Consider the following 12,954-nt stretch of genomic DNA (forward strand, 5'->3'; position numbering starts at 1 on the left):
CAGCCACCGCCCAGAACCTCAGGAAAATGGCGAAGCTGATGCCGGCCGGAGCACCGTCCCTGGCGGCATAAGGGCGCACGCACTCTCAGCGATCCGTTCAGCCTCAATCAGCAGCCGACCCACAGCCGACTTTTTCAACGCAATCGACCTGAAGCGGACTGCAAGCCCCTAGCGAACAGCCCGCTTCTGGCAGCTCTCGCAATAAAACGTCGAGCGCCCCGACTGCACCAGTCGCTTCACCAGATGGCCACAACCCGGCGTGACGCAGATCTCGCCTTCGCGGTCATAGACCTTGAAGCGATGCTGGAAATAGCCGAGCGAGCCGTCGGCATGGGCGAAGTCGCGGAGCGTCGAGCCGCCGGCCGCGACCGCCTCCTCCAGCACCTCGCGGATGATGCGGGCGAGTTCATGCGCAGTCTCGCGCGGTCGGCCGGTCGGCGTCGCGATCGTCCCGGCCTCCGCTTCCGGATGGAGCCCGGCCCGGAACAGGGCCTCGCAGACGTAGATATTGCCGAGGCCCGCCACGAGCCGCTGGTCGAGCAGCGCGGCCTTCAAAGGCGCGAACTTGCCGGCGAAGAGCTTCGCCAGCGTCTCGCCGGAGAGTTCGTTGCCGAGCGGCTCGATGCCCATGCCCGCGAAATGCTTCGAAGTTGCGAGTTCGGCGCGCGGCACGAGGTCCATGAAGCCGAAGCGGCGCACGTCGTTATAAGTGACGCGCGCGCCGGTCCCCATCTCGAACACGACATGGTCGTGGATCAGGTGCCGGCCGATCTCATTGTAATAGGAGCCGGGCTCGGTCGGCTTCGTGCCGGGCGCCTCGACGATGAAGCGCCCGCTCATGCCCAGATGCATCACGAGCGCTTCCCCGTCGTCGAGATCGGCGATCAGGTATTTCGCCCGCCGCGACAGGGCTTCGATCCGCCGCCCTGTCAGGCGCTCGGTGAAGCGCTCCGGCAGGGGAAAGCGCAGGTTCGGCCGGCGGAGTTCGACGCGCTGGAAACGCTCGCCCAGCATGGCCGGCTCCAGCCCGCGCCGGACGGTTTCGACCTCGGGTAGCTCCGGCATGTCAACGACCTCAAATAAAGCCTGCGTCGAGAGGGCCCGCGACAAGCCCGCCGCCTTTGGCTATTGATCGGCTCAGGCGAATACAAGACAGATTTGCACAAGGCCGGCCCGACCGTGACAGCAGCTTCCGACACCACCCATTTCGGCTTCGAGACGGTGAAGCTCGCCGAGAAGCAGGCGAAGGTCGACGACGTCTTCCACAAGGTCGCCAACCGCTATGACCTGATGAACGATCTGATGTCGGGCGGCCTGCACCGGGCCTGGAAGAGCGCGCTCCTGACCGCGATCAATCCGGCCAAGGACCGGCCGTTCCACCATCTCGACGTGGCCGGCGGCACGGGCGATGTCGCCTTCTCGGTGCTGGAGGCCGGCGGCCCTGAGACCGATGTCACCGTGCTCGACATCAATGCCGACATGCTGCGCGTCGGGCGCGAGCGCGCCGACAAGCGCTTCCCCGACAATGATCGCATCCGCTTCGTTCAGGGCAATGCCGAGGCGCTCGGCCTGCCCGACAACCATTTCGACTGCTACACCATCGCCTTCGGCATCCGGAACGTGCCGCGCATCGACAAGGCTTTGGCCGAGGCCTATCGCGTACTGAAGCGCGGCGGGCGCTTCCTCTGCCTCGAATTCAGCCATGTCGACGTGCCGCTGCTCGACAAGATCTACGAGACCTATTCCTTCAAGGTCATTCCGCCGATGGGCCGCATGGTCACCGGGGAGGCCGAGCCCTACCAGTATCTCGTCGAGTCGATCCGCAAGTTCCCGAAGCCGCAGGCCTTCGCGGGCATGATCGAGGATGCCGGTTTCCGCCGCGCGAAGTTCACGCCGATGACCGGCGGCGTCGTGGCGCTGCATTCCGGCTGGAAGCTGTGATGCGAGCGTTGGCGTCATGCCTGGGCTTGACCCGGGCATCTCGTGCCGGAAAGAGCTCCCTTCCAGAGATGGTCGGGTCAGACCCGACCATGACGGCCATAACCGCATGATCTCCTCCTTCTTCCACATGCTGCGCGGCGCGCGCGTCGGCTTCGTGCTGGCGCGCGAGGGCGCGCTGGCGCTCGTCGATCCTTCAGTGCTGCCGCCGCTGGCGCGGGGGCTGATCCGCGTCGGCCGCCTGATCGAGCGGCGTGGCGCCGGCTCCTCCGCGACAAGGCTCGCGGCGGCGATGACCCGGCTCGGCCCGTCCTATGTGAAGTTCGGCCAGTTCCTGGCGACGCGACCCGACGTGGTTGGCATGAAGATCGCGCAGGATCTCTCCGCCCTGCAGGACCGTATGCCCGCCTTCCCGATGGCCGAGGCCCGCGCCATCGTCGAGGCCGCGCATGGCGTGAAGCTGGAGACGCTGTTTCCCGAGTTCAGCGAGCCGGTCGCCGCCGCCTCGATCGCCCAGGTCCATCGAGCCCGGCTGAAGGATGGCCGCGAGGTCGCGGTGAAGATCCTGCGCCCGGGCATCCGCGACCGTTTCAACCGCGATCTCGCTGCCATGCGCTTCGGCGCCGAGACGGCCGAGGCGCGCTCCCCCGAGGCGCGCCGCCTGCGCTTCACCGGCGTGGTCGAGACCCTGGCGCGCTCCGTCGCGATGGAGATGGACCTGAGGCTCGAAGCCGCTGCCCTCTCCGAATTCGCGGAGAATACCAAGGACGACCCGGATTTTCGCGTGCCGGAGCCCGACTGGCAGCTCACGGCGCGGGAGATGCTGGTCGACGAGTGGATCGACGGCGTCCGCCTCTCGGATGTCGAGGGCCTGCGCGCCGCCGGGCACGATCTGCCGGAGCTCGCCCGCAACATCATCCAGTCCTTCCTGAAGCACGCGATCCGCGATGGCTTCTTCCATGCCGACATGCATCCCGGAAACCTCTTCGTCGATGCCGAGGGGCGCCTCGTCGCGGTCGATGGCGGCATCATGGGCCGGCTCGGCCTGAAGGAGCGGCGCTTCCTCGCCGAGATCCTGCTCGGCTTCATCACCCGCGATTACCGCCGCGTGGCGCAGGTGCATTTCGAGGCGGGCTATGTCCCGGCCCATCACGATGTCGAGGATTTCGCCCAGGCGATCCGCGCCGTCGGCGAGCCGATCCACGACAAGCGCGCCGATCAGATCTCGATGGCCAAGGTTTTGACCCTGCTCTTCGAGATCACCGGCATGTTCGACATGGCGACGCGCACCGAGCTCGTCATGCTCCAGAAGACCATGGTGGTGGTCGAGGGCGTGGCGCGAACGCTCGATCCGCATCTCGACATGTGGGGCACGGCCGATCCGGTGGTGCGGAGCTGGATCACCCATAATCTCGGTCCGATCGGCCGCCTGGAGGAGGCAGGCCGCGGCGTCCGCTCCCTGCTCGGCTCGCTCGCGACCTTGCCCGATACGGTCGTCCGCGCCGAGCGCGTGCTCGGCCAGCTCGAGGACGCCTCGCGCCACGGCTTCTCGCTGGACGAACGCAGCGTCGAGGCGATCGGCCGGGCCGAAGCCCGGCGCAACCGCTGGGGCAATATCGCGCTCTGGGTGATCGCGGGATTGCTGGCCTACGGCGTCTTCGGTTAGGCCAAGCCTACCGGAACGGCGGCTCGTCGAAGCTGCGGAGCTTGCGCGAGTGGATCGCCGAGCCCGTGACCTTCAGCTTCTCCAACGCGTCGAGCCCGATGCGCAGGTGCTCGCCGACCGCGCGCTCATAGAAGGCGTTGGCGGCGCCGGGCAGCTTGATCTCGCCATGCAGCGGTTTGTCGGAGACGCAGAGCAGCGTGCCGTAGGGCACCCTGAGCCGATAGCCTTGCGCAGCGATGGTGCCGGATTCCATATCGACAGCGATGGCGCGCGACAGGTTGATGCGCCGCCGCTCCTTGGTCCATTGCAATTCCCAGTTGCGGTCGTCCTGGGTCACGACGGTGCCGGTGCGCAGACGCTGCTTCAGCCGGTCGCCCTTCTCGCCGGTGATGTCGGCGGCGGCCTGCTGCAGCGCGACCTGCACCTCCGCCAGCGCCGGGATCGGGATATCCGGCGGCACGAGATCGTCGAGGATGCGGTCCTGCCGGAGATAGGCATGGGCGAGCACGTAATCCCCGATGATCTGCGTCTGGCGCAGGCCGCCGCAATGTCCGACCATCAGCCAGCAATTCGGCCGGAGCACCGCGAGATGGTCGGTGATGTTCTTCGCGTTGGAGGGGCCGACGCCGATATTGACCAGGGTCACGCCCTCGCCGCCCTTCCGGATCAGGTGATAGGCCGGCATCTGGAAGCGGTGCCAGGGCGCCGACATCACCCGCTCGGCGGCCGAGACGTCGATGCCGTCCTTGTCGATGCGGATGCCGCCCGGCGCGATCAGGGCCTCGGCCGTGCCGGCCTCGATCTCGGCGAGGCCGAGCCGCACGAACTGGTCGACATAGCGGTGGTAGTTCGTCAGCAGAACCCAGGGCTGCACCGCCCGCCAGTCGGTGCCGGTATAATGCACCAGCCGCCGCAGCGAGTAATCGACCCGGACGGCGTCGAACAGCGAGAGCGGGCGCGGCTCGCCTTCGATGAGCTCATAGGTGCCGTCGGCGATCTCGTCGCCGACCAGTGCGAGCAGCGGCGTCGGGAAATAGCGCGCCAGCTCCGCGGCGGTGATCTTGCCGCGCCCCAGTTCGTCGCCGCCTTCGAGCGCGTAGGGGTAGGGGATTTCCTGCGTGCTGACGCCCGTTTCGATCGTCGCGCCATATTCGGCGACAAGCGGCTCGAGCTGATCGAGCAGATAGGTGCGGAACTCGGCTGGCTGCGTCACGGTGGTCGAATAGATGCCGGGTACCGCGAACTTGGCATAGCCGCGTCGCGTCGCTGCCGGCAGTTTCGAGGGCTCGTAGGTGACGCGCAGCATCGGGTAGCGGTAACGCTCCCGGTCCTCCGGCGTCGGTGCCTCGCCGGTGTCGAAGAAGCGCTGGAGGTCGTGGCGCAGTGCCGAGCGCGCCTCGTCATAGAGCCGTTCGAGCCGGTCCACGGCGGCTTGCGGTGTCGCTGCGGTCTCGAAACTCATGAATCCTCCTCGTATCGCACTGGTTCTAGCCGCGTGTCCGCGCTCCTGACAACAACCGGTGGTGGCGCGCGGCATTCTCCGTCTAAGCCGGTTGACAGGAGAAGGAAGCGATATTAGTAAACCGATCAGTTAATTAACTGATCGGTTTCATACGATGATGGCGGACCCGCTCAGCCTGACCTTCGCAGCCCTCGCCGACCCGACGCGCCGCGCCATCCTGGCCCGGCTGTCTGAAGGCGAGAGTTCGGTGAAGGAACTGGCCGAGCCTTTCGCGATGAGCCTGCCGGCGGTCTCGAAGCACCTCAAGGTGCTGGAGCGCGCGGGTCTGATCACGCGGGGGAAGGAAGCCCAGTGGCGGCCTTGCCGGCTCGACCCCGGCCCGCTGCAGGACGTCTCGGAATGGCTGGAGCATTACAGTCGTTTCTGGGACCGGAGTCTGGGGCGGCTGGACGAGATGCTCCGCGAGATCAAGGCGAAACCACCCGATAAATCAGGCGTTTGACGCCATGGCCATTCCTTCAAGCTCATTTCAGGTGTTTCCATGCTCAAGACCATTCTTCTCGGCCTGCTCGGGCTCGTCGCGACCGGTATCGTCGTCGTGCTGATCCTGGCCGCCCGCAAGCCCGATACCTTCCAGGTCACCCGCTCCATCGCGATCAATGCCGCGCCGGATCGCATCTATCCGCTGATCGCCGATTTCAGGGCCTGGGGAGCCTGGTCGCCCTGGGAGAAGAAGGACCCGGGGATGAAGCGCACCTATGGCGGAGCCGAAACGGGGGTCGGTGCGACCTATGCCTGGGCCGGCGACAGGAATGTCGGCGAGGGCAGCATGCGCATCACCGAGGCGCGCGCGCCGGGCAAGCTGGGGGTCAAGCTCGATTTCCTCAAGCCCTTCGAGGCGCATAACGACGTCGTCTTCGCGCTGACGCCGCAGGGCCAGGGCACCAACGTGACCTGGATCATGACCGGCCCGACCCCGTTCCTCGGCAAGATCATGCATGTCTTCATGGACATGGACCGCATGGTCGGCAGCGATTTCGAAAGCGGCCTCAAGGCCATGAAGGCCGCGGCCGAGCGCGCCGCCTGAGGCGGGCGCAAGATCGATCCCCGCAGAAGGAAAAACGGAGGAGAGAGATCATGATGGGCGAACCGCAGAAGGAACATGAGTGGCTCCACCAGTTGGTCGGTGACTGGAGCGCGGAGATGAACTGCTCGATGGGGCCGGATCAGCCGCCCTCGGCCTCGAAGGGCACGGAGAGTGTGCGCTCGCTCGGCGGGCTCTGGACGCTCGGCGAGGGGCGGGGCGACTCCCCCGACGGCAAGCCGGTCACCAGCCTGATCACGCTCGGCTTCGACCCGGCAAAAAGCCGCTTCGTCGGCAGCTTCGTCGCCTCGATGATGACGATGATGTGGACCTATGACGGCGCGCTTTCCGCCGACGGCAAGTCGCTGATCCTCGACACCGAAGGTCCGAGCATGGCCGGCGATGGCTCCACGGCGAAATATCAGGACATCATCACGTTCCTGTCGCCGGACCACCGCACCCTGACCTCGCGTGCTCTTGGCCCGGACGGCCAGTGGACCGAATTCATGGCTGCTCAGTACCATCGCAAGCGCTGAGCACCTCGCGTAGCATTGAGGAGGATACGCAATGAAATTGTCGACCTATCTGATGTTCGACGGCAATTGCCGCGAGGCCTTCGCCCATTACGAGACGGTGCTGGGCGGCAAGATGCTGGCGATGATGGACCACAAGGGTACACCGGCCGAGGAGCATGTCCCGGCGGAGTGGCGGGACAAGATCCTGCATGCCTGCCTTGAGATCGACGGCCAGATGCTGATGGCATCCGACGCCCCGCCGGATCGCTCGGACGGCCCGATGCGCTCGGTTTCGGTCAGCGTCGGCGTGGCGACCCCGGAGGAGGCGGAGCGCATCTTCGCCGGCCTGTCCGAGGGCGGCGCCAAGATCACGATGCCGATGGCCGAGACCTTCTGGTCGCCGCGTTTCGGCATGCTGACCGACCGCTTCGGCACCAGCTGGATGGTCGGGGCCGAGATGCCGGCGGATCAGGCGAATTGCGGGTGAAGGCCTAGGACCGGCCGCCATCCACCGAGAGCACTTGCCCGCTGACCCAGCCGGCTTGCTCGCTCAGGAAGAACAGCGTCGCGCTGGCGATATCCTCGGGCGTGCCGAGCCGGCGGGTATGGATGCTCTCGACGAGGCGTTTCTGCCCCTCGGGTCCATAGCTCTGCCATTGCCGTTCGGTTGCGGGATTGGAGCGCACGAAACCCGGTGCCACCGAATTCACCGTGATGCCATGCGGACCGAACTCCCAGGCGAGCTGCTTGGTCAAGCCGACCAGCGCATGCTTGGCGCTGGCATAGGCCTGGATGCCGGTGAGGCTCGGCCGCAGGCCCGCGCCGGACGAGATCGTCACGATCCGGCCATAGCGGCCTTGCTTCATCACCGGCGCCGCCGCCTGCGCCAGGAAGAAGGCGGCATCGACATTGGCAGCGAAGATCACCCGCCAATCCGCCTCGGAAATCTCCTCGATCGCCCGGCCGACCTGCCCGCGCACGCCGCCGGCGGCATGGACGAGAAGATCGAGCCGGCCGTCCGCCGCCACGATGTCGCCGATGAGCGCCCGTGCCGCTTCGGGCGAGCCGAGATCGGCCGCATGCCCGACCGCGCCGATCTCTGTCGCTGTGGCCTGCACCCCGGCCGCGTCGATATCGGCGAGATGGACGCGCGCGCCGGACTTGCCCAGCGCGGCCGCGATCGCGCGCCCGATGCCCTGCGCTGCGCCGGTGACGAGGGCTACGCGGTTGTCGAAGCGGATCTGCATCGGTCGATCAGCACCTTGAGCGTTTCGAAGGCCATCGGGCGGCGGCCGTCCTCGATGTCATGAATCAGCGCGACCAGCGTCTCCAGCGCCGGTGTCGCGATGCCGACCTCGCGGCCGAGTTTCGCGATGATGCCGATCTGCGGATCGACCTCGGTCTTGCGCTTGCGCACGGCGAGATCGCGCCAGATGCCGGAATGGGTCTTGGCCGTTTGCGACGTATACCGCGCCAGCCAGCGGATCGTTTCGATTTGCGGCCCCTCCGGCCTGCCCGGCGCGAAGACCATCGGATCGAAATCGCCGAAGCCCAGCGAGCTCACGCCGCGCTTCGCCGCGACGGCGCCGACTTCGCGCCCGAGCGCGAGCCAGACCGGCAGACGTTCCGGGTCTGCGAAATTCGCCGACATCGAATCATTGGTCAGTGCGGTCCCGAACAGCATCGCGCCATAGGCGAGCTTGCCCCACAAATAGCCGAAGATGTTGTCGGTCAGGATCGAGTCCGGCTCGAACAGCGTCATCAGGCGGTGCATCTCGACGGCCCGCTCGCTCTTCGACCCGTCGAGCTCGCCGACGACCGTCGCGCCGCGATTGCCGTAGAGGATTTCCCCCGGCCCGAGCCAATCGGCGCCGAAATTGACGAAGCAGCCCATCGTGCGTCGCTCGCCGACCGCCCTGGCGATGGTGAGTTCGTTCAATCCGTTCTGGGCGGAGAGCACGAAGCCATCCTCTGCCAGATGCGGCTTCAGCGCGGCGAGCGCGGCTTCCGTCGCTCCCGCCTTTACCGCCAGCACGATCCTGCTGTAGCGGCCGGTCAGTTCAGCCGGCGTCGCGGCGGGCACGGTTTGCGTGAATGCCTCGACCGGTCCGGAAATGGCGAGCCCCCTGGTTCGGCAGGCCTCGACATGCTCGGGCACGATGTCGACGAGCAGGACCGGCACGCCGGCCCGGGCCCAATAGGCCCCGAGCGTGCCGCCGATCGCGCCGGCGCCCCAGATCAGGATGGGTTCGCTCACGCCTGCCCCGCCAGTTCGACATGGTCATGGGTGGCGACATGGATCAGACCGTCTTCCGTCACCCAGCCGCGATACATGCCTTCGGTGTTGTAGGGAGCGACGATCGAACCATCGGCGCCGACCGCCACCAGCCCCGCGCCGACCTTGTGCTCGGAGAGTTCCGCGAGGACGGCATCCGTGGCCGCCTTGAGCGAGAGGCCCTTATAGGCGATCAGCGACGCGATCTCGTGGCCGACGCAGTAGCGGATGAAATACTCGCCCTTGCCGGTGCCGGACACCGCGCAGCGCCCGTCGCGGGCATAGGTGCCGGCGCCGATGATCGGGGAATCGCCGACGCGGCCGACCGGCTTGTTGGTATAGCCGCCGGTCGAGGTCGCTGCGGCGAGATGGCCTTGCGCGTCGCAGGCGACGGCACCGACCGTGCCGTGCTTTTCGGCCTCGCTCGCCTCGGCGGCCGTGCCGACGATCTCGCGCAGCTTCATCGAGGCCAGGTTCTTGCGGCGCCGCTCGGTCGAGAAATGCTCGTTGGCGACGGTGTCGACGCCCTCATGCTCGGCGAAATCATCGGCGGCGGGGCCGGCGAGCAGCAGCGGATCGCCGCGCAGCATCAGTGCCTTGGCGGCGGTGATCGGATTACGGATGCGCTTGGCGCCGCAGATCGCGCCGGCGGCCAGTGTCGCGCCGTCCATGATCGAGGCGTCGAGCTCATGCTCGCCCTCGGTGTTGAAGGCCGCGCCATGGCCGGCATTGAAATGCGGGGAATCCTCCATCACCCGCACCGCCGCCTCGACCGCGTCGACGGCTGCGCCGCCCTTGCTCAGGATCGCCCAGCCGGCGCGCAGCGCGCTGGCGAGGTCGGATCGGGCCTGGGCCCATTCGGCCTCCGTCATTTCGGCCTTCGGCAGCGTGCCGCAGCCGCCATGGATGGCAAGCGCGAGGGTCATATCGGTATCCTGTCGGGTCTCGAACGTGATCCGCCATGGCCGGCGAGGCCGGCCATGGCGTCGAAGGCGGCCCCGTTACTTCTTGGCGGGCTTGATGTCCATCGCCAGCGTGTCCTCGTCGACGCGCGGGCTGATCGTCACCTTGTCCTTCTGCATCGCCCAGGCCGAGCCGACGGCGGCGATCGGCAGGCGCGGCCGATCCTTGGCGACGATCGTCGCGACATCGGCCAGCATCTGGTTGCGCTTGGCCTCGTCCATCTCGACGGCGGCGTCCTCGATCAGCTTGTCGACCTGCGGATTGGCGTAGTTCTGGACGTTGAAGGCGCCGAGCTTCTTGGCCGGGTCGTTGGAATGCACCAGCGAGGACAGCGTGTAGTTCGCTTCGCCCGTCAGCGTGCCCCAGCCCGACATCGACATCGAGAAATCGCCGCGCAGGCGCGCCGGGAAGAACACAGCCCCGGGCTGGGCATTGGCGTTCACCTCGATGCCGATCCGGGCCAGCATCTGCGCGATCGAGGTGCCGACCTGCCGGTCGCCGGGCAGTCGGTCGTTGGTGAAGGAAAACGAGATCTTGAAGCCATTGGGATAGCCCGCCTCCTCCAGCAGCTTCTTGGCCTTGGCGATATCCGGCTTGAGCGCCGGCAGGCTCTTGTTGAAGCCCGCGATGGTCGGCGTCACCAACTGGTTGGCCGGGGTGCCGAGCCCCTCCATCGCGATCTCCGCCAGCGCCGGCCGGTCGATGGCGAGGTCGATCGCCTCACGGACTTTCACGTCCTGCAGCGGGTTCTTCGGCAGGGCCGAGCCGTCCTTGGCGCTGATCTGCGGAGACTTGTCCCGCATGTCGAGCTCCATGTTGAAGAGATAGACGCTCTCGATCGTGGTGACGTTGAGCTTGGCGTCGCGCTTCAGCGTCGGCACGTCGGAGGCCGGCGCGCGCACGATGATGTCGACCTGGCCCGCCTTGAGCTGCGCGACACGGGCGGCATCGTTCGGCAGCTCCTTGCGGACCACCTTGGCCCAGGGCTCCTTCGCGCCCCAGTAGCCGTCGAAACGGTCCAGCACCATCTGGTCCTTCGGCGTCCAGGACACGAACTTGTAGGGGCCGGTGCCGACAGCGGCTTTGCCGGAGTTGAAGGCCTCGTTGGCGTTGTCCTTGGTCAGGCCGGCGGCGGCCTTGTGCGAGACGATGAACAGCCGGATGAAATCGTTGGGCAGGTTGGGCGCCGGTCCGTCGGTAACGATGTGGACCGTCAGCGGGTCGATGATCTTCACCTCCTTGACGCGCCGGACGTAGATCGTCGTCGGGTTCGGGCCGGCAACGACCGGGATGCGCTCGATCGAGAATTTCACGTCCTCGGCGGTGAAGTCGGAGCCGTCATGGAACTTGACGCCGGGGCGCAGCTTGAATTCCCAGACCGTCGGCTCCAGCGTCTTCCAGCTCAGGGCCAGCCGCGGTTCGATCTGCAGTTTGTCGCCGGACCAGGTCAGCGTGTCGAAGACATGCTTCAGCGCCTCGGCATGGGTGCCGGTCGCGGTGAAATGCGGATCGATCGATTCCGGTCCGGCGCGGACGCCGATGGTCAGGGTCTGGGCCAGCGCGCCGGTCGACACGGTGGCGCCAAGCAGGGCGGCGAAGGCGGCAAGGCGAAAGCTTTGGGCAAATTTCATGACGGTATCCCCTGTTTTTCGCGGTTTTATCGCTATGACGAGAGTTCCTGTGGCCAGGTCGGCGAGGCGATGACGAGCTTGTCCATCAGGGCACAGAGCTGCCGCTGCTCCTCCTCGCTGAGGCCCGCGAGCATCGTCGCCTGGTGTTCGACCATCGGTACCATCGTCTCGTCGAAGATCTTGCGGCCGGCCGGCGTGAGATGCAGCACATAGCTGCGCAGGTCGGTGGGGTCGCTCTCGCGCTTGAGCAGCCGCCGCTGCAGCAGCTTCTGCACGGCGCGCGAGAGCGTGTTCTTCGGCAGGCCCGAGGAGGCGACGATGTTTTTGGCGGCGACGCCCCCCTTGAGCCCGACGGCATAGAGCGCGACGAATTCGGGCCGGACGAGGCCATAGCGTGTCTCGATCCAGCGATAGACCGGATCGTTGAAGCGGAAGGCGATGAAGTTCAGCCGGAAGGACAGCCAGCAGGGATTGTCCCAGAGCTTGGTCACGGTCAGCGGATCGAGATCGGCAAGCGCGGCCTCGCGCTGGGGGTCGACGCGGGAAGGGTGGGTCGGCGCGCGCCGCATCGGGAAATCTCTCGGCCGATTTAGTTCCAAATGGAACTTGACGCGTCCGGGCGCCGGAGTCAAGGATCGCTCCTGCGGTCGGCCGGCGCCGCTTGCCGGGATTGTCTACCGCTTGTCAGAGCGAAGCAAGGATCGCGCCGTGCGTGTCGCCGATTTGAATTGGATGCAGATCGAGGCTCAGGCTCTGCGGGATGATCGCTGCGTGCTGCCGCTCGGCAGTGTCGAGCAGCATGCCTACCTGAGCCTCGCGACCGACGTGATCCTGTCCGAGCGGGTGGCGCAGGAGGCGGCCGAGCCGCTCGGCATCCCCGTCTTCCCGGTTCTGGCCTATGGCCTGACGCCGGGTTTTCTGAATTTTCCCGGCAGCATCTCGCTGCGCCTGAGCACCTATGCGGCTCTGCTCGGCGACATCTTCGACGGGCTCTATCGGTCGGGCTTCCGGCGCATCGTGCTCGTCAATGGCCATGGCGGCAATTCGCCGGCCCTGAATTTCGCGACCGAATGGCTGGATGGCCATCCCGACGCGAGCGTGCGCCTGCACAACTGGTGGGCGGCCCCGCAATTCCAGGCGGCGGTGAAGGCCGTCGATCCTGCCGCCTCTCACGCCTCCTGGATGGAGAACTTCCCCTGGACGCGACTCGCCGGCGTCGCCATGCCCGAGACACTGAAGCCTCCTTTCAACGCGGCCGAATATCAGGCCGCGAGCCCGGCGAAGCGCCGCGAGATTTTGGGCGACGGTAATTTCCACGGCCTCTATCAGCGGCCGGACGAGGAGATGCTCAGGCTCTGGCAGGTGGGCGTCGAGGAGACGCGCGCGGCCATGGTGGAGAACTGGCCGTGAGGCCGCGGCG

General features: G+C 66.7%; 14 protein-coding genes. 7 read left to right on the forward strand and 7 right to left on the reverse strand.

Features of this window, described 5'->3' with window-relative positions:
• Window positions 1–168 precede the first annotated feature (168 nt).
• Window positions 169–1,065, reverse strand: a complete 897-nt coding sequence (gene mutM / locus J0I42_RS16975) for a bifunctional DNA-formamidopyrimidine glycosylase/DNA-(apurinic or apyrimidinic site) lyase (protein WP_291656454.1) — start codon at window positions 1,063–1,065, stop codon at window positions 169–171.
• Between the two features lie 114 nt (window positions 1,066–1,179).
• Between mutM and ubiE the strand changes: the two genes are divergently transcribed.
• On the forward strand, window positions 1,180–1,941 hold the full coding sequence (gene ubiE, locus J0I42_RS16980; protein ID WP_291656456.1) for a bifunctional demethylmenaquinone methyltransferase/2-methoxy-6-polyprenyl-1,4-benzoquinol methylase UbiE: 762 nt from the start codon (window positions 1,180–1,182) through the stop codon (window positions 1,939–1,941).
• Window positions 1,942–2,047: 106 nt separating this feature from the next.
• Window positions 2,048–3,604, forward strand: a complete 1,557-nt coding sequence (gene ubiB, locus J0I42_RS16985; RefSeq protein ID WP_291656457.1) for a 2-polyprenylphenol 6-hydroxylase — start codon at window positions 2,048–2,050, stop codon at window positions 3,602–3,604.
• Window positions 3,605–3,611: 7 nt separating this feature from the next.
• On the opposite strand, the gene J0I42_RS16990 is transcribed toward ubiB, so the two are convergent.
• On the reverse strand, window positions 3,612–5,066 hold the full coding sequence (locus J0I42_RS16990) for an AMP nucleosidase (RefSeq protein ID WP_291656459.1): 1,455 nt from the start codon (window positions 5,064–5,066) through the stop codon (window positions 3,612–3,614).
• A gap of 154 nt (window positions 5,067–5,220) precedes the next feature.
• Here J0I42_RS16990 and J0I42_RS16995 point away from each other — a divergent pair, with 154 nt between their 5' ends.
• From J0I42_RS16995 to J0I42_RS17010, 4 genes are read left to right on the forward strand one after another with little or no spacing between them, the layout of a single operon-like run.
• The gene (locus J0I42_RS16995; protein ID WP_291656460.1) at window positions 5,221–5,568 is read left to right on the forward strand and encodes an ArsR/SmtB family transcription factor; all 348 of its coding nucleotides are present in this window, start codon (window positions 5,221–5,223) and stop codon (window positions 5,566–5,568) included.
• Window positions 5,569–5,607: 39 nt separating this feature from the next.
• Window positions 5,608–6,153 carry an SRPBCC family protein gene (locus J0I42_RS17000; protein WP_291656462.1) on the forward strand — a complete coding sequence of 182 codons (546 nt, stop codon included), beginning with the start codon at window positions 5,608–5,610 and terminating at the stop codon, window positions 6,151–6,153.
• Window positions 6,154–6,203: 50 nt separating this feature from the next.
• Window positions 6,204–6,686 carry a DUF1579 domain-containing protein gene (locus tag J0I42_RS17005; RefSeq protein WP_291656463.1) on the forward strand — a complete coding sequence of 161 codons (483 nt, stop codon included), beginning with the start codon at window positions 6,204–6,206 and terminating at the stop codon, window positions 6,684–6,686.
• A 31-nt stretch (window positions 6,687–6,717) separates the two neighbouring features.
• The gene (locus tag J0I42_RS17010) at window positions 6,718–7,152 is read left to right on the forward strand and encodes a VOC family protein (protein ID WP_291656465.1); all 435 of its coding nucleotides are present in this window, start codon (window positions 6,718–6,720) and stop codon (window positions 7,150–7,152) included.
• A 4-nt stretch (window positions 7,153–7,156) separates the two neighbouring features.
• Here J0I42_RS17010 and J0I42_RS17015 read toward each other — a convergent pair whose 3' ends face one another.
• From J0I42_RS17015 to J0I42_RS17035, 5 genes are all read right to left on the reverse strand, one after another.
• On the reverse strand, window positions 7,157–7,912 hold the full coding sequence (locus tag J0I42_RS17015; protein WP_291656466.1) for an SDR family NAD(P)-dependent oxidoreductase: 756 nt from the start codon (window positions 7,910–7,912) through the stop codon (window positions 7,157–7,159).
• On the reverse strand, window positions 7,885–8,922 hold the full coding sequence (locus tag J0I42_RS17020) for a ketopantoate reductase family protein (RefSeq protein ID WP_291656469.1): 1,038 nt from the start codon (window positions 8,920–8,922) through the stop codon (window positions 7,885–7,887). The genes J0I42_RS17015 and J0I42_RS17020 overlap by 28 nt, the downstream gene beginning before the upstream one ends.
• Window positions 8,919–9,866: an isoaspartyl peptidase/L-asparaginase family protein gene (locus J0I42_RS17025; protein WP_291656471.1), complete on the reverse strand. Its 948-nt coding sequence runs from the start codon at window positions 9,864–9,866 to the stop codon at window positions 8,919–8,921. Before J0I42_RS17025 ends, J0I42_RS17020 begins: the two co-directional genes overlap by 4 nt.
• Window positions 9,867–9,941: 75 nt before the next feature.
• Window positions 9,942–11,534, reverse strand: coding sequence for an ABC transporter substrate-binding protein (locus J0I42_RS17030; protein ID WP_291656473.1), 1,593 nt, complete (start codon window positions 11,532–11,534; stop codon window positions 9,942–9,944).
• Window positions 11,535–11,566: 32 nt separating this feature from the next.
• Entirely contained in the window at window positions 11,567–12,103 is a 537-nt protein-coding gene (locus J0I42_RS17035) for a MarR family winged helix-turn-helix transcriptional regulator (RefSeq protein WP_291656474.1), read from the reverse strand.
• A 139-nt stretch (window positions 12,104–12,242) separates the two neighbouring features.
• Between J0I42_RS17035 and J0I42_RS17040 the strand changes: the two genes are divergently transcribed.
• Window positions 12,243–12,944, forward strand: a complete 702-nt coding sequence (locus tag J0I42_RS17040) for a creatininase family protein (protein ID WP_291656475.1) — start codon at window positions 12,243–12,245, stop codon at window positions 12,942–12,944.
• The last annotated feature ends 10 nt before the right edge of the window (window positions 12,945–12,954 follow it).

Origin of the sequence: Allobosea sp., from assembly GCF_017308015.1 — a bacterium.
Lineage (GTDB): Bacteria > Pseudomonadota > Alphaproteobacteria > Rhizobiales > Beijerinckiaceae > Allobosea.